This window comes from Pseudomonas sp. GM30 (genome assembly GCF_000282275.2).
GTDB lineage: Bacteria > Pseudomonadota > Gammaproteobacteria > Pseudomonadales > Pseudomonadaceae > Aquipseudomonas.
In genome coordinates this window covers 285,450-305,763 of sequence record NZ_AKJP02000027.1, presented here as the reverse complement: position 1 = coordinate 305,763, position 20,314 = coordinate 285,450, and the positions used below count along the sequence as shown (strand labels likewise).

At 59.0% G+C, this 20,314-nt stretch carries 18 protein-coding genes and 1 pseudogene; 8 read left to right on the top strand and 11 right to left on the bottom strand.

Going from position 1 to position 20,314, the window contains the following annotated elements; genetic code table 11:
- Positions 1 to 28 precede the first annotated feature (28 nt).
- The 3 genes from gshA to PMI25_RS19210 form a co-directional block, all read right to left on the bottom strand.
- Positions 29 to 1,612 (bottom strand): glutamate--cysteine ligase, encoded by a 1,584-nt coding sequence (gene gshA, locus PMI25_RS19220; protein ID WP_007964704.1) that lies wholly within the window; start codon positions 1,610 to 1,612, stop codon positions 29 to 31.
- A 270-nt stretch (positions 1,613 to 1,882) separates the two neighbouring features.
- Positions 1,883 to 2,266, bottom strand: a complete 384-nt coding sequence (locus tag PMI25_RS19215) for a PaaI family thioesterase (protein WP_003220635.1) — start codon at positions 2,264 to 2,266, stop codon at positions 1,883 to 1,885.
- Positions 2,266 to 4,590: a Tex family protein gene (locus tag PMI25_RS19210; RefSeq protein WP_007964702.1), complete on the bottom strand. Its 2,325-nt coding sequence runs from the start codon at positions 4,588 to 4,590 to the stop codon at positions 2,266 to 2,268. Before PMI25_RS19210 ends, PMI25_RS19215 begins: the two co-directional genes overlap by 1 nt.
- A gap of 358 nt (positions 4,591 to 4,948) precedes the next feature.
- Between PMI25_RS19210 and ompR the strand changes: the two genes are divergently transcribed.
- Positions 4,949 to 5,689, top strand: coding sequence for an osmolarity response regulator transcription factor OmpR (gene ompR / locus PMI25_RS19205; RefSeq protein ID WP_007964700.1), 741 nt, complete (start codon positions 4,949 to 4,951; stop codon positions 5,687 to 5,689).
- Between the two features lie 114 nt (positions 5,690 to 5,803).
- On the top strand, positions 5,804 to 7,117 hold the full coding sequence (locus PMI25_RS19200) for an ATP-binding protein (RefSeq protein WP_003220639.1): 1,314 nt from the start codon (positions 5,804 to 5,806) through the stop codon (positions 7,115 to 7,117).
- 200 nt (positions 7,118 to 7,317) lie between these two features.
- On the opposite strand, the gene rimK is transcribed toward PMI25_RS19200, so the two are convergent.
- Both rimK and rimB read right to left on the bottom strand, forming a co-directional pair.
- On the bottom strand, positions 7,318 to 8,223 hold the full coding sequence (rimK, locus tag PMI25_RS19195) for a 30S ribosomal protein S6--L-glutamate ligase (RefSeq protein ID WP_007949201.1): 906 nt from the start codon (positions 8,221 to 8,223) through the stop codon (positions 7,318 to 7,320).
- On the bottom strand, positions 8,220 to 8,699 hold the full coding sequence (gene rimB, locus PMI25_RS19190; RefSeq protein WP_003220644.1) for a retropepsin-like aspartic endopeptidase RimB: 480 nt from the start codon (positions 8,697 to 8,699) through the stop codon (positions 8,220 to 8,222). The genes rimK and rimB overlap by 4 nt, the downstream gene beginning before the upstream one ends.
- A gap of 215 nt (positions 8,700 to 8,914) precedes the next feature.
- On the opposite strand from rimB, the gene PMI25_RS19185 reads away from it, so the two are divergent.
- Positions 8,915 to 9,322, top strand: coding sequence for an RNA-binding S4 domain-containing protein (locus PMI25_RS19185; RefSeq protein WP_007964694.1), 408 nt, complete (start codon positions 8,915 to 8,917; stop codon positions 9,320 to 9,322).
- 166 nt (positions 9,323 to 9,488) lie between these two features.
- Here the strand turns inward: PMI25_RS19185 and PMI25_RS19180 are convergent, their stop codons facing one another.
- Entirely contained in the window at positions 9,489 to 10,292 is an 804-nt protein-coding gene (locus PMI25_RS19180; protein ID WP_007964692.1) for a phosphatase PAP2 family protein, read from the bottom strand.
- 104 nt (positions 10,293 to 10,396) lie between these two features.
- Between PMI25_RS19180 and hslO the strand changes: the two genes are divergently transcribed.
- Together hslO and PMI25_RS19170 are read left to right on the top strand one after the other, a co-directional pair.
- The gene (gene hslO, locus PMI25_RS19175) at positions 10,397 to 11,299 is read left to right on the top strand and encodes an Hsp33 family molecular chaperone HslO (protein WP_007964690.1); all 903 of its coding nucleotides are present in this window, start codon (positions 10,397 to 10,399) and stop codon (positions 11,297 to 11,299) included.
- 181 nt (positions 11,300 to 11,480) lie between these two features.
- Entirely contained in the window at positions 11,481 to 13,022 is a 1,542-nt protein-coding gene (locus PMI25_RS19170) for a phosphoenolpyruvate carboxykinase (RefSeq protein WP_007964688.1), read from the top strand.
- Positions 13,023 to 13,087: 65 nt separating this feature from the next.
- On the opposite strand, the gene nadS is transcribed toward PMI25_RS19170, so the two are convergent.
- From nadS to PMI25_RS28220, 5 genes and pseudogenes are all read right to left on the bottom strand, one after another.
- The gene (gene nadS / locus PMI25_RS19165) at positions 13,088 to 13,375 is read right to left on the bottom strand and encodes a NadS family protein (protein WP_007964686.1); all 288 of its coding nucleotides are present in this window, start codon (positions 13,373 to 13,375) and stop codon (positions 13,088 to 13,090) included.
- Between the two features lie 2 nt (positions 13,376 to 13,377).
- A complete protein-coding gene (locus tag PMI25_RS19160) occupies positions 13,378 to 13,692 on the bottom strand; it encodes a type II toxin-antitoxin system RelE/ParE family toxin (protein ID WP_007964684.1) in 315 nt (104 codons plus the stop codon).
- A 111-nt stretch (positions 13,693 to 13,803) separates the two neighbouring features.
- A pseudogene (locus PMI25_RS19155) lies at positions 13,804 to 14,106 on the bottom strand (hypothetical protein).
- Positions 14,107 to 14,448: 342 nt separating this feature from the next.
- A complete protein-coding gene (locus tag PMI25_RS19150; RefSeq protein ID WP_007964679.1) occupies positions 14,449 to 15,591 on the bottom strand; it encodes a hypothetical protein in 1,143 nt (380 codons plus the stop codon).
- 92 nt (positions 15,592 to 15,683) lie between these two features.
- On the bottom strand, positions 15,684 to 15,959 hold the full coding sequence (locus PMI25_RS28220; protein WP_003220660.1) for a hypothetical protein: 276 nt from the start codon (positions 15,957 to 15,959) through the stop codon (positions 15,684 to 15,686).
- 302 nt (positions 15,960 to 16,261) lie between these two features.
- On the opposite strand from PMI25_RS28220, the gene PMI25_RS19145 reads away from it, so the two are divergent.
- The 3 genes from PMI25_RS19145 to PMI25_RS19135 all read left to right on the top strand — a co-directional run bounded on the left by PMI25_RS19145 (position 16,262) and on the right by PMI25_RS19135 (position 20,307).
- Positions 16,262 to 16,765: a hypothetical protein gene (locus PMI25_RS19145; RefSeq protein ID WP_007964677.1), complete on the top strand. Its 504-nt coding sequence runs from the start codon at positions 16,262 to 16,264 to the stop codon at positions 16,763 to 16,765.
- A 191-nt stretch (positions 16,766 to 16,956) separates the two neighbouring features.
- Complete coding sequence (locus PMI25_RS19140) at positions 16,957 to 18,885, top strand: RecQ family ATP-dependent DNA helicase (RefSeq protein ID WP_007964675.1); 1,929 nt, start codon at positions 16,957 to 16,959, stop codon at positions 18,883 to 18,885.
- A 198-nt stretch (positions 18,886 to 19,083) separates the two neighbouring features.
- The gene (locus PMI25_RS19135; protein WP_007964674.1) at positions 19,084 to 20,307 is read left to right on the top strand and encodes a 3-hydroxyacyl-CoA dehydrogenase; all 1,224 of its coding nucleotides are present in this window, start codon (positions 19,084 to 19,086) and stop codon (positions 20,305 to 20,307) included.
- Positions 20,308 to 20,314: the final 7 nt, after the last annotated feature.

Here is a 20,314-nt window from a genome sequence, read left to right as displayed (position 1 = left end):
CAAGCTCCCTCGCCACAGGGAATAGTGGTTAGTTGCTGATTGCCAAAATGCTCGCCTGATACGACCCGACAAACACATCGAAATCGCCAACCTCGTTCTGCTCCAGCTCCGCCTGTTGCGCCAGCGACGAACGCGCCAGCTCCTCGAACTTCGCCTGTTCATCCGCCGCCAATGGCTCGCTGCGGAAGAACTCGGCATGCGCCTGGCTCTGACGCAGGGAGAATTGCGCGAAGCTTTCCTTGTACTCAGCCATCGCCGCCAGCACTTGGGCCGACGGGGTCAGGGACGAATCCTTGACCTTGGCCAGTTGCGCATCCAGCGCCTTGCTGTGTGCGTCGCCGCCATGGCTCTGATCGAGCAATGCCGCCAGCGGGGCGATTTTTTCCAGCAGCTCGGCTGCCCAGACCTTCAACTCGACCGCTTCGCCGTCACGCTGCAATTGCAGGCCCGGACGCCGACCTTCCTTGACCACGCTGAGGAAGTTCGAAGTGGCATTGCCGCACGAAGTGTTGGTCAGCAGCGGACTGTCGTTCAGCGCGCAATACAGCAGGAACGCGTCGAGGAAGCGCGATTCGGTGACATCGATACCCATCGGCAGGAACGGGTTGATGTCCAGGCAACGCACTTCGACGTACTGAATGCCCCGGGCCATCAGGGCCTGGATCGGTCGCTCGCCGGTGTAGGTCACGCGTTTTGGGCGGATGTTGGAGTAGTACTCGTTTTCGATCTGCAGGATGTTGGTGTTCAACTGCACCCACTCGCCATCCTGGTGCGTGCCGACTTCCACATACGGCGGATACGGCGTGGCCACAGCCTTGCGCAGGCTGTCGGTGTAGCTCGCCAGATCGTTGTAGCACGGCGTCAGGCCGGCCTGGGCGTTGCTCTGGTAACCGAGGTCGCTCATGCGCAGGCTGGTGGCATACGGCAGGTACAGGGTGTCCGGGTCCAGTTGTTCCAGCTGATGTGAGCGACCGCGCAGGAAACCTGCGTCCAGCGCTGGCGAGGCGCCGAACAGGTACATCAGCAGCCAGCTGTAACGGCGGAAGTTACGGATCAGCGCGATGTAGGACGACGACTGGAAATCGCGGTCGGTGCCGACGAAACCCTCGGCTTCGCGCAGCAGCGGCCAGAGTTTTTCCGGCAGCGAGAAGTTGTAGTGAATCCCGGCGATGCACTGCATGGTCTTGCCGTACCGCAGGGCCAGGCCCTTGCGGTAAACGTACTTGAGCTGACCGATGTTGGAGGTGCCGTAATAGGCGATCGGGATGTCTTCCTCGGCCGGCAACGGGCACGGCATCGATGGACTCCACAGATACTCGTTGCCGAGCTTGCTGTAGGCAAAGCGATGAATCTTGTCCAGGCTCGCCAGTGTATCGGCTGGATCGGGCAGGGCGGGGGTGATGAATTCCAGCAGCGACTCGGAATAGTCGGTGGTGATCTGTTCATTGGTCAGCGCGGAACCCAAGGCTTCCGGGTGCGGCGTTTGCGCCAGACGACCTTCACTGGTCACGCGCAGGCATTCACGTTCGATACCGTGGAGGCACTGTTCGAGCAGAGAGAGGTTGGCGCGCTCGCCGAGCAGAGCCAGGCGGCGGTTGAGAAGTTCGCTCAATTTGGATTCCTTCACGCGTCAGTCGCCCCAATATGGGGGTGGGCAGGACGGTCTACAAGGGTGAAGTTGAAACTGGCGTTATCGCCTGGTTTTGTAGCGGCAGGCCATTTGCCGGTCAGTCAGGAACTGCACAATCCCTGTGGGAGCGAGCTTGCTCGCGAAGAGGGTTTATCAGTCAACATTTCGGTTGCCTGACACACCGCCTTCGCGAGCAAGCTCGCTCCCACAAGGTTCGTTGCGCCGAAATTAACTCAAAATGATGAACAACATCTACAGGACAGCGAACGTGCCTTGCGCTTTTGCGACCAGTTTGTCGCCCTGCATCACGTCGGCCTCGACCACCAGCGTGCGGCGGCCCGGGTGGATCACCCGCGCCGTGCACAGCACCTCGCCGTCGGATACGGCGCGGATGTAGTTGATCTTGCACTCGATGGTCGCGCTCTGCTGATCGAAGCCGTGGGTGCTGGAACAGGCCAGCCCCATGGCGATATCGACCAGACTGAACAGCGCGCCACCGTGCAATTTGCCGCCGCGATTGCGCAGTTGCGGTTCCAGCACCAGGGCGACTTGCGCCACCCCGGTTTCCAGGCTGTGCAGGCGGCAGCCCAACAGCTTGAAAAACGCGCTCTCGACGAGCCCGGCCGGAACTTCCATCAGCGTTTCTTCAGCTGCTTGGCGTTAGCGAACAGCGAAGCCATGGCGTTGTTCACCGGCGCGGCGGTGGCCGTTTCCTTGCGTGGCGCGTTGTTTGATGACTGGCGCGGTGCCGAGCCCGGACGCGAACCACGGGCGCCATCGATTTTCTCGCCCGGGGTGTCGCTCATGCGCATCGACAGGCCGACGCGTTTGCGCGGAATGTCGACTTCCATGACCTTCACTTTCACCACGTCACCGGCCTTCACCGCTTCGCGTGGGTCCTTGATGAACTTCTCCGACAGCGCCGAGATGTGCACCAAGCCGTCCTGATGCACGCCGATGTCGACGAACGCGCCGAACGCGGTCACGTTGGTCACGACGCCTTCGAGGATCATCCCCAGTTGCAGGTCTTTCAAATCTTCGACGCCTTCCTGGAACTCGGCAGTCTTGAACTCCGGACGCGGGTCGCGACCGGGTTTTTCCAGTTCTTGCAGGATGTCGGTGACGGTGGGCAGACCGAAGGTTTCGTCGGTGAATTTCTTCGGATCCAGACGCTTGAGGAACGCGGCGTCACCAATCAGCGAGCGAATGTCACGGTCGGTTTCAGCGGCAATGCGCTGCACCAGCGGATAGGCTTCCGGGTGAACGGCCGAGGAATCCAGCGGGTTGTCGCCGTTCATCACGCGCAGGAAGCCTGCGGCCTGTTCGAAGGTTTTCTCGCCCAGACGCGCGACTTTCTTCAGCGCTGCACGGGTCTTGAAGGCGCCGTGTTCGTCGCGGTGGGCGACGATGTTCTGCGCCAGGGTCGCGTTGAGGCCGGAGATCCGCGCCAGCAAGGCCACCGAAGCGGTGTTCACATCGACGCCGACGGCGTTCACACAGTCCTCGACCACCGCGTCCAGACCACGCGCCAGTTTCAGCTGCGACACGTCGTGCTGGTACTGGCCGACACCGATGGATTTCGGGTCGATCTTCACCAGCTCGGCCAGTGGATCCTGCAGACGACGGGCGATGGAAACGGCGCCACGGATCGACACGTCCAGGTCCGGGAACTCCTTGGCCGCCAGTTCCGACGCCGAGTACACCGAGGCGCCGGCCTCGGACACCATGACCTTGGTCATCTTCATCGCTGGGTATTTTTTTATCAGCTCGATGGCCAGCTTGTCGGTTTCACGGCTGGCGGTGCCGTTGCCGATAGCGATCAGGTCCACCGAGTGCTTGGCGCACAGGGCGGCCAGAATCGCGATGGTCTGATCCCATTTGTTGTGCGGCACGTGCGGGTAAACCGTGGCGTGATCGAGCAGTTTGCCGGTGGAGTCGACCACCGCGACTTTGCAGCCGGTACGCAGGCCCGGGTCGAGGCCCAGGGTGGCACGCGGGCCGGCCGGCGCGGCCAGCAGCAGGTCGTGCAGGTTGTGGGCGAAGACGTTGATCGCCTCGGTTTCGGCGCCGTCGCGCAGCTCGCCAAGCAGGTCGGTTTCCAGGTGGGTGTAGAGCTTGACCTTCCAAGTCCAGCGCACCACTTCACCGAGCCATTTGTCGGCCGGGCGGTTCTGGTTCTGGATGCCGAATTGCTGGCCGATCATGCCTTCGCACGGGTGCATGGTGCCCGGCAGTTCGTCGCCGACTTTCAGCGCGGAGCTGAGGATGCCTTCGTTGCGGCCACGGAAAATCGCCAGTGCGCGGTGCGATGGCATGCTTTTCAGCGGCTCGTCGTGTTCGAAGTAGTCGCGGAACTTCGCGCCTTCTTCTTCCTTGCCGGCGATGACGCGGGCGCTGATGGTCGCTTCCTGCTTGAGGAAGTTACGCAGCTTTTCCAGCAGGCTGGCGTCTTCGGCGAAGCGTTCCATCAGGATGTACTTGGCGCCTTCCAGCGCAGCTTTCACGTCGGCCACGCCTTTCTCGGCGTCGACGAAACGTGCGGCTTCGGTTTCCGGCGTCAGATTCGGATCGTTGAACAGGCCGTCGGCCAACTCGCCGAGGCCGGCTTCCAGGGCAATCTGGCCCTTGGTGCGGCGCTTCTGCTTGTACGGCAGGTACAAGTCTTCGAGGCGGGTCTTGGTGTCGGCGAGCTTGATATCGCGTTCGAGGGCAGGGGTGAGTTTGCCCTGCTCCTGGATGCTGGCGAGGATGCTGATGCGCCGTTCGTCGAGTTCTCGCAGGTAGCGCAGACGCTCTTCCAGATGACGCAGCTGGGTGTCATCGAGGCTGCCGGTGACTTCTTTCCGGTAACGGGCGATGAAGGGAACGGTAGAGCCTTCATCGAGTAGCGCGACGGCCGCTTCGACCTGTTGCGGGCGTACGCCGAGTTCCTCGGCGATGCGGCTGTTGATGCTGTCCATAAAACCACCTGACATATTGTGAAAGCAGGCTCGCAGGCACGGAAACAAAGGCCCGGAGTCTGGTTGAGCGGCTAGAAAATTGCCGCTGCCTGGGTCAAAAGGCACCCCATTGACCCGTGAAATCGAACAATTACTGCGGCCACCGGTAAAAAAGCCCGGCCACCTGCGGTAACGATTCAGACGTTGCCTGGCACAAAACGCCGCGCATTATAACCAGCGTTCTGTCATTCGGGGGTGTAGCAGTCTGTAGGTAGATACCCCGGTTTTCTGGCAGTGAAGGAAAAATCTGCTAACAATGCACACGGTGCGTATAACGGCAGCTACGCCATAATGCGCGCCGAGCTAAAAGGAGCATCCAATGAGCAGCACTGCAAACAATGCTGAAGGCGAAAAAATTCTTATTGTTGACGACGATCCGGGGCTGAGCAGCCTGCTGGAACGTTTCTTCGTCAGCAAGGGCTACCGTGCCCGTGCCGTTCCGAACACCGAGCAAATGGACCGTCTGCTGTCGCGTGAAGTGTTCAATCTGGTCGTCCTCGATCTGATGCTGCCGGGCGAAGACGGCCTGACTGCATGCCGTCGCCTGCGGGCGGCGAACAATCAGATTCCGATCATCATGCTCACCGCCAAGGGCGATGAGATGAGCCGCATCAAGGGCCTGGAACTGGGCGCCGATGACTACCTGGCCAAGCCGTTCAACCCGGATGAGCTGATGGCTCGCGTCAAAGCGGTTCTGCGGCGTCAGGCCGCACCGGTGCCGGGCGCGCCGGGCAGCGAAGACGAAAACGTCACCTTCGGTGATTACGTGTTGTCGCTGGCAACCCGCGAACTGAAGCGTGGCGACGAAGTGCACATGCTCACCACCGGTGAGTTTGCGGTACTCAAGGCGCTGGTGATGAACGCGCGGCAGCCGCTGACCCGCGACAAACTGATGAACCTGGCCCGTGGCCGCGAGTGGGATGCCCTCGAGCGTTCCATCGATGTGCAGATTTCCCGCCTGCGCCGGATGATCGAACCCGATCCGTCGAAACCGCGTTACATCCAGACGGTCTGGGGCGTGGGCTACGTGTTCGTACCGGATGGCGCCGCTACCAAGTGATCGGCGATTTGTAGGAGCGGGTCTGCGCCGATCGGGTTGAACAACCCTCTACGCAGACTCGCAATCCGCAATATGCGAGCATTGCTCGCTCCTGCAAGTGTGTAACGGTTATCGATGAAAACCCCCGTCTGGTTCCCCCAAAGTTTTTTCTCCCGCACCCTGTGGCTGGTGCTCATCGTCGTGCTGTTTTCCAAGGCGCTGACCCTGGTTTATCTGTTGATGAACGAGGACGTGCTGGTGGATCGCCAATACAGCCACGGCGTCGCCCTGACGTTGCGCGCCTATTGGGCGGCCGATGAAGAAAATCGCGCAAAGATCGCCGATGCCGCGACCCTGATCCGGGTGGTCGGCGCCGGTGTGCCGGAGGGCGAACAGCACTGGCCGTACAGTGAAATCTATCAGCGGCAGATGCAGGCAGAACTGGGTGCCGACACCGAAGTGCGCTTGCGCATGCACTCGCCGCCGGCGCTGTGGGTGCGTGCGCCGAGCCTCGGTGACGGCTGGCTGAAAGTGCCGCTGTACCCGCATCCATTGCGCGGCCAGAAAATCTGGAACGTGCTCGGCTGGTTCCTCGCCATCGGCTTGCTGTCCACCGCCTCGGCTTGGATTTTCGTCAGCCAGCTCAACCAGCCATTGAAGCGCCTGGTGTACGCCGCCCGACAACTCGGTCAGGGCCGCAGCGTACGTCTGCCGATCAGCGACACACCGAGCGAGATGACCGAGGTGTATCGCGCCTTCAACCAGATGGCCGAAGACGTCGAACAGGCCGGTCGCGAGCGTGAGTTGATGCTGGCAGGGGTGTCCCATGATTTGCGCACGCCGCTGACGCGCTTGCGTCTGTCGCTGGAACTGATGGGCGATCGCAACGATTTGACCGACGACATGGTGCGCGACATCGAAGACATGGACGCGATTCTCGACCAGTTCCTCGCGTTCATTCGCGATGGTCGCGACGAGTCGGTGGAGGAGGTCGACCTGAGCGATCTGGTGCGTGAAGTGGCCGCGCCGTACAACCAGAACGAAGAGAAAGTGCGTTTGCGTCTGGAACCGATCCAGCCGTTTCCACTGCGCCGGGTGTCAATGAAGCGCCTGCTGAACAACCTGATCGGCAACGCCCTGAACCATGCCGGCAGTGGCGTCGAGGTCGCGGCTTATGTGTCCGGTGACACCAGCGCGCCGTACGTGGTGCTGAGCGTGATGGACCGAGGGGCGGGGATTGATCCGTCGGAGCTGGAGGCGATCTTCAACCCGTTCACCCGTGGCGACCGCGCCCGGGGTGGCAAAGGTACGGGGTTGGGGCTGGCGATCGTGAAGCGGATTGCTTCGATGCATGGCGGCAATGTTGAATTGCGTAACCGGTCCGGGGGGGGATTGGAAGCGCGAGTCAGGTTGCCGCTGGGGCTGATGTTGCCTCGGGATGCCGTTTAAACCATAAAACCCTCACCCCAGCCCTCTCCCAGAGGGAGAGGGAGCTGACCGAGGTGTCTGGCGTCATACATCGACCTGAAAGACTGGGGCGATTGTGGATTCGGCACAGCAGGATCAGGTCGGCGTATCTTTTAAGCATCCCCCAATCATTCCCCTCTCGCTTTGGGAGAGGGTCAGGGTGAGGGCTCTTGCTCCTCGCTTTAGCCTTTGCCTTTGGTGCGGGTCATGTTCGGCCCGCCATTCTTCTCAAGGTGTTCGATGATGATCCCCGCCACGTTCTTGCCGGTGGTGGTCTCGATCCCTTCCAGACCCGGCGACGAGTTCACTTCCATCACCAGCGGCCCATGGTTCGAACGCAGGATATCCACCCCCGCCACTGCCAGCCCCATGACCTTGGCCGCACGCAACGCGGTCATGCGTTCTTCCGGGGTGATCTTGATCAGGCTGGCGCTGCCGCCACGGTGCAGGTTGGAGCGGAACTCGCCCGGCTTGGCCTGACGCTTCATGGCGGCGATCACCTTGTCGCCGACCACGAAGCAGCGGATGTCCGCACCACCTGCTTCCTTGATGTATTCCTGAACCATGATGTTCTGCTTCAGGCCCATGAACGCCTCGATCACCGATTCGGCTGCGGTCGCGGTTTCGCACAGCACCACGCCGATACCCTGAGTGCCTTCCAATACCTTGATCACCAGCGGCGCCCCGTTGACCATGTCGATCAGGTCGGGAATGTCATCCGGCGAGTGAGCGAAGCCGGTGACCGGCAGGCCGATGCCACGCCGCGACAGCAGTTGCAGCGAACGCAGTTTGTCCCGCGAGCGGGCGATGGCCACCGATTCGTTGAGCGGAAACACCCCCATCATTTCGAACTGGCGCAACACCGCGCAGCCATAGAACGTCACCGACGCACCGATCCGCGGGATCACGGCGTCGAAGCCTTCCAGCGGCTTGCCGCGGTAGTGGATCTGCGGCTTGTGACTGGCGATGTTCATGTAGGCGCGCAAGGTGTCGATCACCACCATTTCATGCCCGCGCTCGGTGCCGGCCTCGACCAGACGACGGGTGGAATACAGACGCGGATTCCGCGACAGCACAGCGATCTTCATGCAACACCTGTGGAGGAGGTAGATACCGGGAACACCGGCTTGTCTTGTACATATTTGATACCCGGATTGACTACCAACTGGCCGTCGATCAGAGCTTTGGAGCCGAGCAATAGGCGATAGCGCATGGACTTGCGGCAGGCGAGGGTGAACTCGACTGCCCAGACCCGATCACCGAGGGCCAGGGTGGTGCTGATCACATAGCGCACCTGCGCCTGGCCGTTGGAGCTTTTAATGGTTTTGCGCGTCACCAGCGGCGCTTCGCAGCGGCGGTGACGCAACTGCACCACGGTGCCCAGGTGCGCGGTGAAACGCACCCACTTCTCGCCGTCGCGTTCGAACGGTTCGATGTCGGTGGCATGCAGGCTGGAGGTGCTGGCGCCGGTATCGATTTTCGCCCGCAGGCCGGCGACTCCCAGATCGGGGAGCGCCACCCACTCGCGCAGACCGACAACGGTCAAATGGTCAAATGTCTTCAAAGGTAATCAACCGGCAGAAACCGCTCGGGCCGCGTACGGCCGAATCGCGGTATTCACGCAGAATAAGGGTTAAAAGGCGACAGATTTCTACGGCCCGGATCGCCGACGCTTCAAGCAGGTATCGGCTGGTGCGCATTGTAATCCGGGACCGGGTAATTCATGGCATGACAGAAACGGTAGTACAGTTCATCAATATTTCAGAATGAGGAAATTCCATGGCACAAAAAAGCGAAGAGGACGACAAGGTCCGTCTCGATAAATGGTTGTGGGCGGCGCGTTTTTATAAAACCCGGGCTCTGGCCAAAGCGGCCATCGAGAGTGGCAAGGTGCATTGCCGGGGAGAGCGCTGCAAGCCTGGCAAAGAGCCACGCATTGGCGATGAGTTCGAAATCCGGACCGGTTTTGAAGAGCGCACGGTGAGGGTTGAAGCCTTGTCGATCGTGCGTCGCGGCGCACCCGAAGCGCAGACGCTGTATACCGAGACCGAGGCGAGTATTGCCAAACGTGAAGCGGCTGCGGCGATGCGCAAGGCCGGGGCGTTAGGTGTGAGTACCGACGGCAAGCCGAGCAAGAAGCAGCGGCGGGATCTGTTTAAATTTCGTGGCAACAGCAATAGCGATTGACCGGCACGGCACACCATTGTGGCGAGGGAGCTTGCTCCCGCTGGAGGCCGAAGGACTCCCAATCCAGTCGATCATGTATTTCACAATACAACCGAGTCGACTGGTCCAGAGCCTGCTGCGCAGTCAAGCGGGAGCAAGCTCCCTCGCCACAGGTGTGTACAAACTGTCAGTTCGCGGCAGACACCACACTCATCCGCGAAATCACCGGCAGCTTGCCCAGCAGATGGAAAACCGGCGCAGTCACCTTCAGCCAGAAATTGGCGGCGTGATAAGCGAACGGTGTGTAGTAACCCCAGCCCAACGCCCACACCGCCAGCAGCATGCCGCCGATGTAATCGTCCTGACCCCAATGCGCACCGGCTACCAGACGTGGCAGCATGAACAGCAACGCCAGGCCCCAGACCGTCAGGAACTGGCCGACAGTACGGCTGAACACGCCCATGAACAGCGCCCAGATCAGCAACACCGAAGCGTGGTCACCGGGGAAGCTCTGGCTCGAGCGATCCTTCAGCTCCCAGGCTTTTTCCAGATGCGGGAAGTAGTCACTCAGGTGCACCGCGCCTTCCAGCACCATCGATGGGCTGCTGTGCTGCCAGTCCATGTAGTCGGCGAATTTGGAAAACAGCGCGCGAATCACCACCATCAACAGCAGAATCGAGAAAAAACCGAAAAAGGCGCGACGTACATCAATCGCCTTGAACACCCAGTCACCCTTGATCAGCAGCGTCAGCAGGATCAGACCGACGACGATGTCGAATGGACGCAGACTTGCAATTGCCCAGATGTGGAGCCATATGGGGTTGCTGGCCAGTGGTGCATTGAGTGAGCGGAACAGCCACTCGTCGAAAATCACACACAGCATCTGGCCTGTAGGCCATAACCAGAAAGCCAGTAGCGCCAATGGCACTACGTTACACAGAACCAGCCGGCCGAGGTTCCACCTTGATTGGAACAAACCCGGATTGTTCATAAAATGCCTCCCGTGGCTGAACATTTCGCACCAAATGGGTGCGGATAAGTGCGGGATTTTCAACTTTTGTAACCATTTTGTCATCAATTCAGATACCCAGACCTATGACCGACCTACCGGATACCGACTACACCCAACGCTTCATCTTCGATGACAGCGACACTCGCGGCGAACTGGTGGCGCTGGAACGCAGCTACGCCGAAGTTCTCGCCAAGCACCCCTACCCGGAGCCGGTCGCGCAATTGCTGGGCGAACTGATGGCGGCCGCCTCGCTGCTGGTGGGCACGCTGAAATTCGATGGTTTGCTTATTCTGCAGGCGCGCTCCGAAGGGCCGATTCCGCTGCTGATGATCGAATGCTCCAGCGAGCGCGAGATCCGTGGCCTGGCGCGTTACAACGCCGAGCAGATCGCCGCGGACGCGACCCTTGCCGACCTGATGCCGGGCGGTGATCTGACCCTGACCGTCGACCCGACAATCGGCCAGCGTTACCAGGGCATTGTCGACCTCGATGGTGAAACCCTGTCGGAATGCTTCACCAATTATTTCGTCATGTCGCAACAGGTCGGCACGCGCTTCAAGCTGTTCGCCGACGGCCGTCGTGCCCGCGGCATGCTGCTGCAACAACTGCCGGCCGACCGTCTGAAAGACGAAGAAGAGCGCGCCGCCAGTTGGCAGCACGTCACCGCACTGGCCAGCACCCTGACTGCCGACGAATTGCTCAGCCTGGACAACGAAACCGTCCTGCACCGCCTCTACCACGAGGAGCAGGTGCGCCTGTTCGATGTGCAGACCTTGCGCTTCCGTTGCAGCTGCTCGCGGGAACGCTCGGGCAATGCGCTGGTCAGTCTGGGTCTGGAAGATGCGCAGGCACTGGTGGCCGAAAGGGGTGGCGAAGTCGAGATCGATTGCCAGTTCTGCAACCAGCGTTACCTGTTCGACGCGGCCGATATTGCTCAATTGTTTGCTGGCGCAGGCGTCGACACGCCGTCAGATACCCGGCACTAAAACGGTTCAGCGCAGGTAAATTCACTGCGTAACGACGGAATTTCGCCGTTACGACGGGAGGACCCTACTCTTTTTGGGCTTTTCTGGCATAATCCGGCCCACTTTTTTCGCGGTAGTAGTGCACGACTTTCTACTACAAAACGTTTGGAGCACACTCGGCCACTGGCCGACGGGGAACCTCATGACGCAAGCCAATAACGCCGTGTACACCGATCTGAGTGTTGATGATCTGGTAAAAGAAGCCCTGCAACGCGGTGAGGGCGAGCTTGCCGATACCGGCGCTCTGGTCGTTCGCACCGGTCACCGTACCGGTCGTTCGCCAGTCGATCGTTTCATCGTTGAAGAGCCTTCCACCCAGGCCGCTATCGCCTGGGGCCCGATCAACCGCAAGTTCCCGGCCGACAAGTTCGACGCGCTGTGGGCTCGTGTCGAGGCGTTCAACAACGCGCAAGAGCACTTTGTTTCCCACGTGCATGTAGGTGCGGCTGAAGATCACTACCTGGCCGTGAAAATGACCACTCAGACTGCCTGGCAGAACCTGTTCGGTCGTTGCCTGTTCATCAATCCGGCCCAGTACAACCCGGCCGGTCGTGAAGAGTGGCAAGTGCTCAACGTCGCCAACTTCGAGTGCGTGCCTGAGCGGGACGGCACCAACTCCGACGGTTGCGTGATCATCAACTTCGCGCAGAAGAAAGTGCTGATCGCCGGCATGCGTTACGCCGGTGAAATGAAGAAAGCCATGTTCTCCGTGCAGAACTTCCTGCTGCCGGCCGCTGACGTGCTGCCAATGCACTGCGCTGCCAACATTGGTGAAGAAGGCGACGTGACCCTGTTCTTCGGTCTGTCGGGCACCGGTAAAACCACCCTGTCCGCCGACGAAAGCCGTTACCTGATCGGTGACGACGAACACGGTTGGGGCGAAGGCGTTGTCTTCAACATCGAAGGCGGTTGCTATGCCAAGTGCATCGACCTGTCCGAGAAGAACGAGCCGGTCATCTGGAAAGCCATCAAGCACGGCGCAGTCCTGGAAAACGTGGTCATCGACGACGCCAAGCATGCCGACTACGCCGATGTCAGCCTGACCCAGAACAGCCGCGCGGCCTACCCGCTGGAGCACGTAGCCAAGCGTTCCGAGAAGAACCTGGGCGGCGAGCCAAACGCGGTGATCTTCCTGACCTGCGACCTGACCGGCGTGTTGCCGCCAGTGTCGATCCTCAATGAAGAACAAGCGGCCTATCACTTCCTGTCCGGCTACACCGCGCTGGTGGGCTCGACTGAAATGGGTTCGGGCAGCGGCATCAAGTCGACCTTCTCCACCTGCTTCGGCGCACCGTTCTTCCCGCGTCCGGCTGGCGAATACGCTGAACTGCTGATCAAGCGCATCCGCGGCTTCGGCTCCAAGGTCTACCTGGTCAACACCGGCTGGACCGGCGGTGGCTACGGCGTCGGCAAACGCTTCAACATCCCGACCACCCGTGCGGTGATCGCAGCGATCCAGAGCGGCGCGTTGATCGGTGCCGCCACCGAGCACCTGGACACCATCAACCTCGACGTGCCACTGGCCGTACCGGGCGTTGAAACCAACCTGCTCAACCCGCGCAACACCTGGGCTGACAAGGCTGCGTACGACGAAGCTGCCAAGGCGCTGGCCGGTCTGTTCATCGAGAACTTCAAGAAGTTCGAAGTGAGCGATGCGATCAAGGCTGCGGGTCCTAAGTTGTAAGGCTTAGTTCTGGTGAATAAAAAAGCCGCCTCTTAGGGGCGGCTTTTTTGTGGGTGTTCATTTTCTCAATGAGCCAATGCATTCAAAACATGAACCGGGTCGTTATGAATGGCCTTGAGCAAAGCTTTTGCCGGCCCGGTTGGCTCGCGACGGCCCTGTTCCCAATTTCGTAGAGTGCCGAGTTGGACGTCGATCAGTGCCGCAAATTTGATCTGGGTCAAACCGGTAGCTTTACGAATTTCTTTGACCTGCAATGCATCAACGTGGAATTCGCGAGAAGGTGTGCGCTCGCCTCGTACGATCTCGTCCATCTCTTGCACACTTTCCATCAGCTCATCAAAAAATTTGCTCATGGTCATCTCCATTTTTCGATCAAGACCTTGAGTGCTTTACGCTCATCGCTGGACAGATCGTGTTGTTCATTTTTAGGGTAGATCATCAATAACCCGATTTGTGACGCCGAAACGAAGTGATAGTAAATAACCCGTGCTCCGCCTTGCTTGCCGTGTCCTTTCGCTGCGATTCGGGTTTTGCGAATCCCGCCTGTGCCTTCAATTACATCGCCGATCGAAGGGCTTACAACCAGTTGCTTCTGAAAAGCGGCGTACGTGTCATCGTCCAGCAGCTCATTTACTCGACGGGTAAAGATTCGAGTCTCAATAAAAATCATCGTAAATGTACGCCATTGGCTTACCTTCCAGCAATGCTGAAGGGATTTGAGTAGATGACTGGCAAGTGATCGTTCTCATGTCGAACATGGGGACGATCCGATCACTCAACCTCAGACTGGAGCTTTGCAGTTGAGCATTCGTTGTTCGGCGACCTGCAACAGGTTAAAGCCGTCTTTCTTTGGTCAGCAGGTAAAGGGCGTGGGTGATGTGGGAATGTCTTCGACGTCGGCTTGTTTGAAACTGAGGCAGTAGAGGGTTTTCAGCAGGTCGGTGGAGGCGCGCAGGCGCTGGACGGCGCATTCGAGGATGTCTTGCGGGTTGGCCTCTGTGTCGATGATCAGGGGCTTGGTGTCGGTGAGGTTGGATTCGAGTGGGCGGTAGCGATCAAGGGGAAACGGGGTCCATGCTTTCATAGTGTGTATTCCAAATGTCGTGAGGATTCATCCCACCGTGACCAAGCGATGGGAGGCGAACTGTGTTCGGGTTGGTCAACCGAAGGAACACACAAGTCCGGCACGCTCAAAGGCGTCCCAAATACAGTCACCATTAAGCGTGCAGACATTTGAACTGTCGGCAGCATACAACGGACACATTTATGTGTCCCTCCGGGTGACCAAGCCCGAGCCGCTGATTTGCCAGCGACAGTCACGACTATAGATTTGTGCCCTCAAGCCGCGATAGGCGACAAAGAGTCGTGGCGTGTAGGAACGGGATGAAGATTGCATCGGACGTTCCTACCGATTTTTAATCGTTTTTCAACGTAAATGCTGATACGCCGAAATATCCAGCAAGCTGGTTGCCAGGCCGGTCGCCGGCTTGTAGATCTCGCCCTTCACGCTGGTGAACGGTACACCTTTGCTGCCCAGCGAAACGTAGCGCTCGCCTTGGTCCAGCTCGGTGAAGTAGGTGTAGGAATGTTTGTGCATCAGTGTGTATTTGGCTTCATCGCGTGCGATGCCGTTGGTGAGGTTTTCCAGATCGGCCTGGGTCAGATTCAACGTTTTTTGCAGTCGTACGCCCCAGCGTTTGAGGCAGGTTTCAGCGAGATGGCGCACGATGCGTCCGGGCTCGGACAGCGCTTTCAGATCATTGGCGCCGGTCGGGAAGCCGCCGCTGCTGGTGGCATTGCCGGCCATGGTGGCGTGGCGGCCAGCCATAGGATAGATGCAGGTTTTAGTGCCGGTAGCGGTCTGTGGGATGACGCAGCTGAAACCTTTGGAGCGTTCGTCACGAGCATAGAACGCTACATACTCTTTGACATTGCCCGCGAGTTTGACCCGCTCTTCCTGAAAGTTACCAATGCCTGGCACCGGATCAAGCGCAAAGATATTGACCGGGATGTTTTTCAGCAGACTGTCCTTGAACATTGCATTGGCCAACATATGGCAACTGATGCCGCCTCGGCTCCAACCGACGAGATTGACTTGAGTAGGAATAACACCATCCTTGCGGTGGGTTTTGATGATTCCTTCCTGTAATTGCTGCTGGGTAATGCTGCGATTACCATAATTATATTTGCGCCAGAACCAAGAACCCTCGGCTTTTACATCTTCGATCGGAATGCCGGCCGCTTTCAGCCGATTGTATTCGGCTTCAGTCAGTTGCTCGCGTTGCCAGTCGCACTTGCCCTTGATGATATTGAGCGCATGCAACACGTTTTCTTCCCAGCCCTTGCCGAACAAGGTGCCGCTCATGCCGTATTCCTTGGTCTTGGTGAATAGATCGTCGGCCTGCATGTTGCCGCTGCCGGGGCCATCGACCACGATCCATTCGGCGAACTCGTAACCCGTATGATTGGCAGCCAAGGTGGAAATCAGTTCGCCGTCCCAGAAGTTTTCGTGGGTAACGTCGAATTTATTGGAACCAGTGCCGCAAAAAAATATAGTTAAAACAGTCATTGTGTTGCTCTCGGTTGAAGTAAGAGTCAACAACTTAGATCTTCTTGGATTGTTTATTAAAGCATTCTGTTGTTTCTGGATTTTAGTTGTTTTCAGTGTGGGTCTGGTTGTTGGGGTTTATGTTTTGCTACTTCGAGCAAATCACAACCGTCCTGCACTAATAAATAAAGAGCATTAACGATGTTAGGTATATCTTTAACATCAGCCTGTTTGAAACATAAACAGTAAAGGGTTTCCAGCAGATCGCTGGCGGCACGCAGTCGCTGGTCAGCGGCATCAAGCAGATCGCGATGGCTGGAGTGAGTATCGATGACCAATACGGGATTTTCGTTGTAGCAAGTCTTCAAGGGGCGATAGCGGGTAATCATGGTGAGGCTTGTCCTTTACAAAGGCACTCGGGCGGGGCTGATTCAGTGGTCAGTCGCGCCGGCCACTATAGAAGTGCGTGGCGAGCACTCACAAGAGCGCCGCAATGGACGGCGTTCGTAGGGGATTTTCCGAGGGCCGGGCATATGCCCTACAAGGTTTTGCGGCTTTTTTGCGGTGAAACCCCTAGCGCAGAAATTTCCCACGGGATTCACAGGCGTTTCTTGGCAAATCTATGTATGGTGCGCGCCAGAATTTGTAGGACGTTTCCAAACGTCCGATACGCGCTTAAAGGGAATTGAGTATGCAGTGGCTACGTATGGCCTCGATTTTATTGCTGTGGGCCAGTGGTTGTCGTTTGGCCATGGCGTCTGATGTCGGCAACAGCTGGATGTTTGCCGACCTTGAACGCACCGGTTGGCCCGATGCGCTCTCCAGCCAGACCGGCATCGATACCGCCTCGCGCGCCGAGGTGTTGATGTTCGGCAGGGCCTTGCTCGCCAGTGAAGCGCTGGACGAGGTGGGGCTGGAGCAGCGACTGGGTGTGCCGCATGTGCAGCTCAAGTCGATCAGGCAGGTGCGTGACGGTCTGTGGGATCGTTTGTTGAGCACCTATCGCAACGCCAGCGTTGACTGTGACGGGCAACCGTTCTGCCCGCGCGTGCGCAGTGTCGCGGAACTGCGGCAGTTGGCGGCAGCTTTCACCGGTGACATCAGCCCGGCCCATGCAACGTGGGCGAGCAAGAGCCAGGGCGTGCATGAGCTGGTGTTGAACGAGCAGTTGCGAGTGGCGGTTTTAAAGCCGTGAATTGTTTGTTTTGTTTTGTTTTGTTTTGTTCTACGGGGCCTCTTCGCGAGAGGGCTCGCTCCTGCAGTGGACCGAGTTGTCTGCGCCATTGGCTGTATCATCCCGAATTGAATTGACCCCGGCCTTTTCTCGACTCGCTGCGATCGCCCGCTAGGCTGTTGGCATCACAGCGGTCAACGGAGTGACAGCGCATGCACAACACCCTGGAACAGGTTTTCGGTTATCCACAGTTTCGACCCGGGCAGGAAGCCGCGATCGGCGCGGTACTGGCGGGACGTTCGGCGGCAGCGATTTTCCCCACCGGGTCCGGCAAGTCGCTGTGCTATCAAGTGCCGGCGCTGTTGCTGCCGCATCTGACCCTGGTGGTCTCACCACTGTTGGCGTTGATGCAGGATCAACTGGCATTCCTCAAGCGTCACGGCATCAGTGCCGGCAGCATCGATTCGGCACAAAGCCGCGATGACGCCAATGATGTGATGGCTCGCGCCCGTTCGGGTGAACTGAAGATTCTGATGATCTCGGTGGAGCGCCTGAAGAACGAGCGTTTCCGCAACTTTTTGCAGCAGGTGCCAATCTCGCTGCTGGTGATTGACGAAGCGCATTGCATCTCGGAATGGGGGCACAACTTCCGTCCCGACTATCTGAAACTGCCGGACTATCAACGCCAGTTCAACATTCCGCAAACCCTGCTGCTGACGGCCACGGCGACGCCGAAAGTCATCGCCGACATGCAAGCCAAATTCGCCATCGCTGCCGAAGATGTGGTGATCACCGGTTTCTATCGCCCCAACCTCAATCTGCTGGTGGAGCCGGTGCGTGGCCAGGACAAGCGCCGGCGCCTGGTGGATTGGATGAGCGAGCGTCCGGGCCAGCCGAGCATCGTCTATGTCACGTTGCAGAAAACCGCCGAGCACATCGCCGAACATCTGGGGCGCAACGGCATACAGGCCGAGGCTTATCACGCCGGGTTGCCCAACGATCAGCGCGAGGCGATCCAGAAGCGCTTCATGGCCGGGCAGTCCAATTGCATTGTCGCGACCATTGCCTTCGGTATGGGTATCGACAAGAGCGACATCCGCAACGTGGTGCATTTCGACTTGCCGAAATCTATCGAAAACTACAGCCAGGAGATTGGTCGCGCCGGACGTGACGGGCAGCCGTCGGATTGCCTGGTGCTGGCCAACCGCGACAGCCTCAACGTGCTGGAAAACTTCGTCTACGGCGATACCCCGGAGCGCGAAGGGATTCGTTGTGTGCTGGAAGAAATGCAGGGTGCCGCAGCCGAAGGGCAGTGGGAGTTTCTGCTCGGGCCACTGGCTGATCAGAGCAACATTCGCACGCTGCCGCTGAAGACTTTGCTGGTGCAAATGGAGTTGCGTGGTTTCATCGCGCCGCGCTATGCCTATTACGCCGAGTACCGTTTTAAATACCTGCTGGAACCGGAAGCGTTGCTTGAGCGTTTTGAAGGTGAGCGCAGGGATTTTGTCGCAGCGATCATCCAGACTTCCAGCCGCGCACGTACCTGGGCCACGGTGAATTTCGAGGCGATGTACACGCAGTATTCGGCTGAGCGCAATCGGGTGGTCAAGGCGCTGGACTACTTTCAGGAGAAGGGCTGGGTCGAGCTTGAGAGCAAGCAGATGACCGAGGTCTACAACGTGCTGCACAGCGATTTCGACAGCGCTGTGCTGAGCGCCGAGTTGCACGAGTACTTCACCCGGCATGAACAGACTGAAGTCGCGCGGATTCACGCCATGCTCGAACTGTTCGCCACTGAGCGCTGCCTGGGTTATCGCCTGGCCGAGTACTTTGGCGACCACAATGCGCCCGAGCGCTGCGGGCACTGTTCGGTGTGCCACGGTAATGTCGCGCGGCTGCCGGCACCTCCCGGGTTGCCAGCGCTTGTGGATAAGAACTTCGCGGCGTTGTGCGGTGATTTTATCCACAAGCACCAGCAGCACACCGGCAGTTTGCCAACGGCCGAGCGCCTGACGCGGTTCCTGTGCGGGATCAGTGTGCCGTTGTTTACAAAGCTCAAGGCGCGGGCGATTGGCGGGTATGCGGCGCTGGAGGAGTATCCGTACGCGCAAGTCCGCAGTTGGGCTCAAGAGCATCTCTGATCTGTCTGCAGGAGCTGCCGAAGGCTGCGATCTTTCAAAATCAAGATCAAAAGATCGCAGCCTTCGGCAGCTTCTACACGGTGCGGCTTCAGGGCTTATCCATGCGCTGAATGCCGATCATCACGGTAATAAACTTCAAAAACGTCCAGTGCCTGACTATGGTGAAGGCTGTCTTCGGATCGCCAACAAGAGAACAACATGAGCCAGACAACTTTCGATATTCAGCGAGCTGCCGTGATTGGTGCGGGCACCATGGGCCGTGGCATTGTCATGTGCCTGGCCAATGCCGGCATCGCCGTGCAATGGGTCGATAACAATCCACAGATGCTTGAACAGGCGCTGGGCACATTGGCCGACACGTATGCACACAACGTGCGCCAGGGCCGGATCGATCAGGCCGAGGCGGACGCGCGTGTCGCGCGGGTCAGCGTGGCGGCGGATTACGCAGCGATTCGCAATGTCGATCTGGTGATCGAAGCGGTGTACGAAAACCTTGAGCTCAAGCAGAAGATCTTTCGCGAGCTGGATGGCCTGCTCAAGCCTGAGGCGTTGTTGGCAAGCAATACGTCGGCGCTGGACATCGACGCGATTGCCACCGCAACCAGACGTCCATCGCAAGTGCTAGGCCTGCATTTCTTCAGCCCGGCGCACATCATGAAACTGCTGGAAATCGTCCGTGGCGCGCAGACTTCACCGGCGGCGCTGGAAGCAGCCTTGGCGCTGGGCAAGCGCATGGGCAAGGTCAGTGTGGTGTCGGGCAACTGCCACGGTTTTATCGGCAATCGCATGTTGCATCCGTATGTGCTGGAGGCGCGCAAGATGTTGCTCGAAGGCGCTTATCCACAGCAGGTCGATGCGGCCTTGCAGGGCTTCGGTTTCGCCATGGGGCCGTTCCGCATGTATGACGTCGTGGGCATCGATCTGGAATGGCGCGCGCGCGAATTGGCTGGCAAGGGGCAGGATGCGCCAGAGGTTCAGGTCGACAACCGCTTGTGCGAGATGGGCCGATTCGGGCAGAAATCCGGCAATGGTTATTACCACTACGAGCCGGGCAGTCGTCAGGCCGAGCATGATCCTGAGGTGGATGCGCTGATATTGCGCGTCAGCGAAGGCCTCGGCTTTCAGCGCCGGGAGATTGGGTCCGAGGAAATCCTCGAGCGGTGTCTTCTGGCGCTGGTCAACGAGGGCGCGAAAATTCTGCAGGAAGGCATTGCCGATTCGGCGCATGACATCGATCAGGTTTACCTCAATGGCTACGGCTTCCCGGCGGACAGGGGCGGCCCGATGGCCTGGGCGGACGATCAGGGGCTGGCAGCCATTCACCAGCGCTTGCTGGCGCTGGAGACGCGACAGGGCGATCAATGGCGGCCGGCGCCACTGATTGGCGAGCTGGCGGCGCGAGGCAAAGGTTTTTACCTTTAGACTGGGC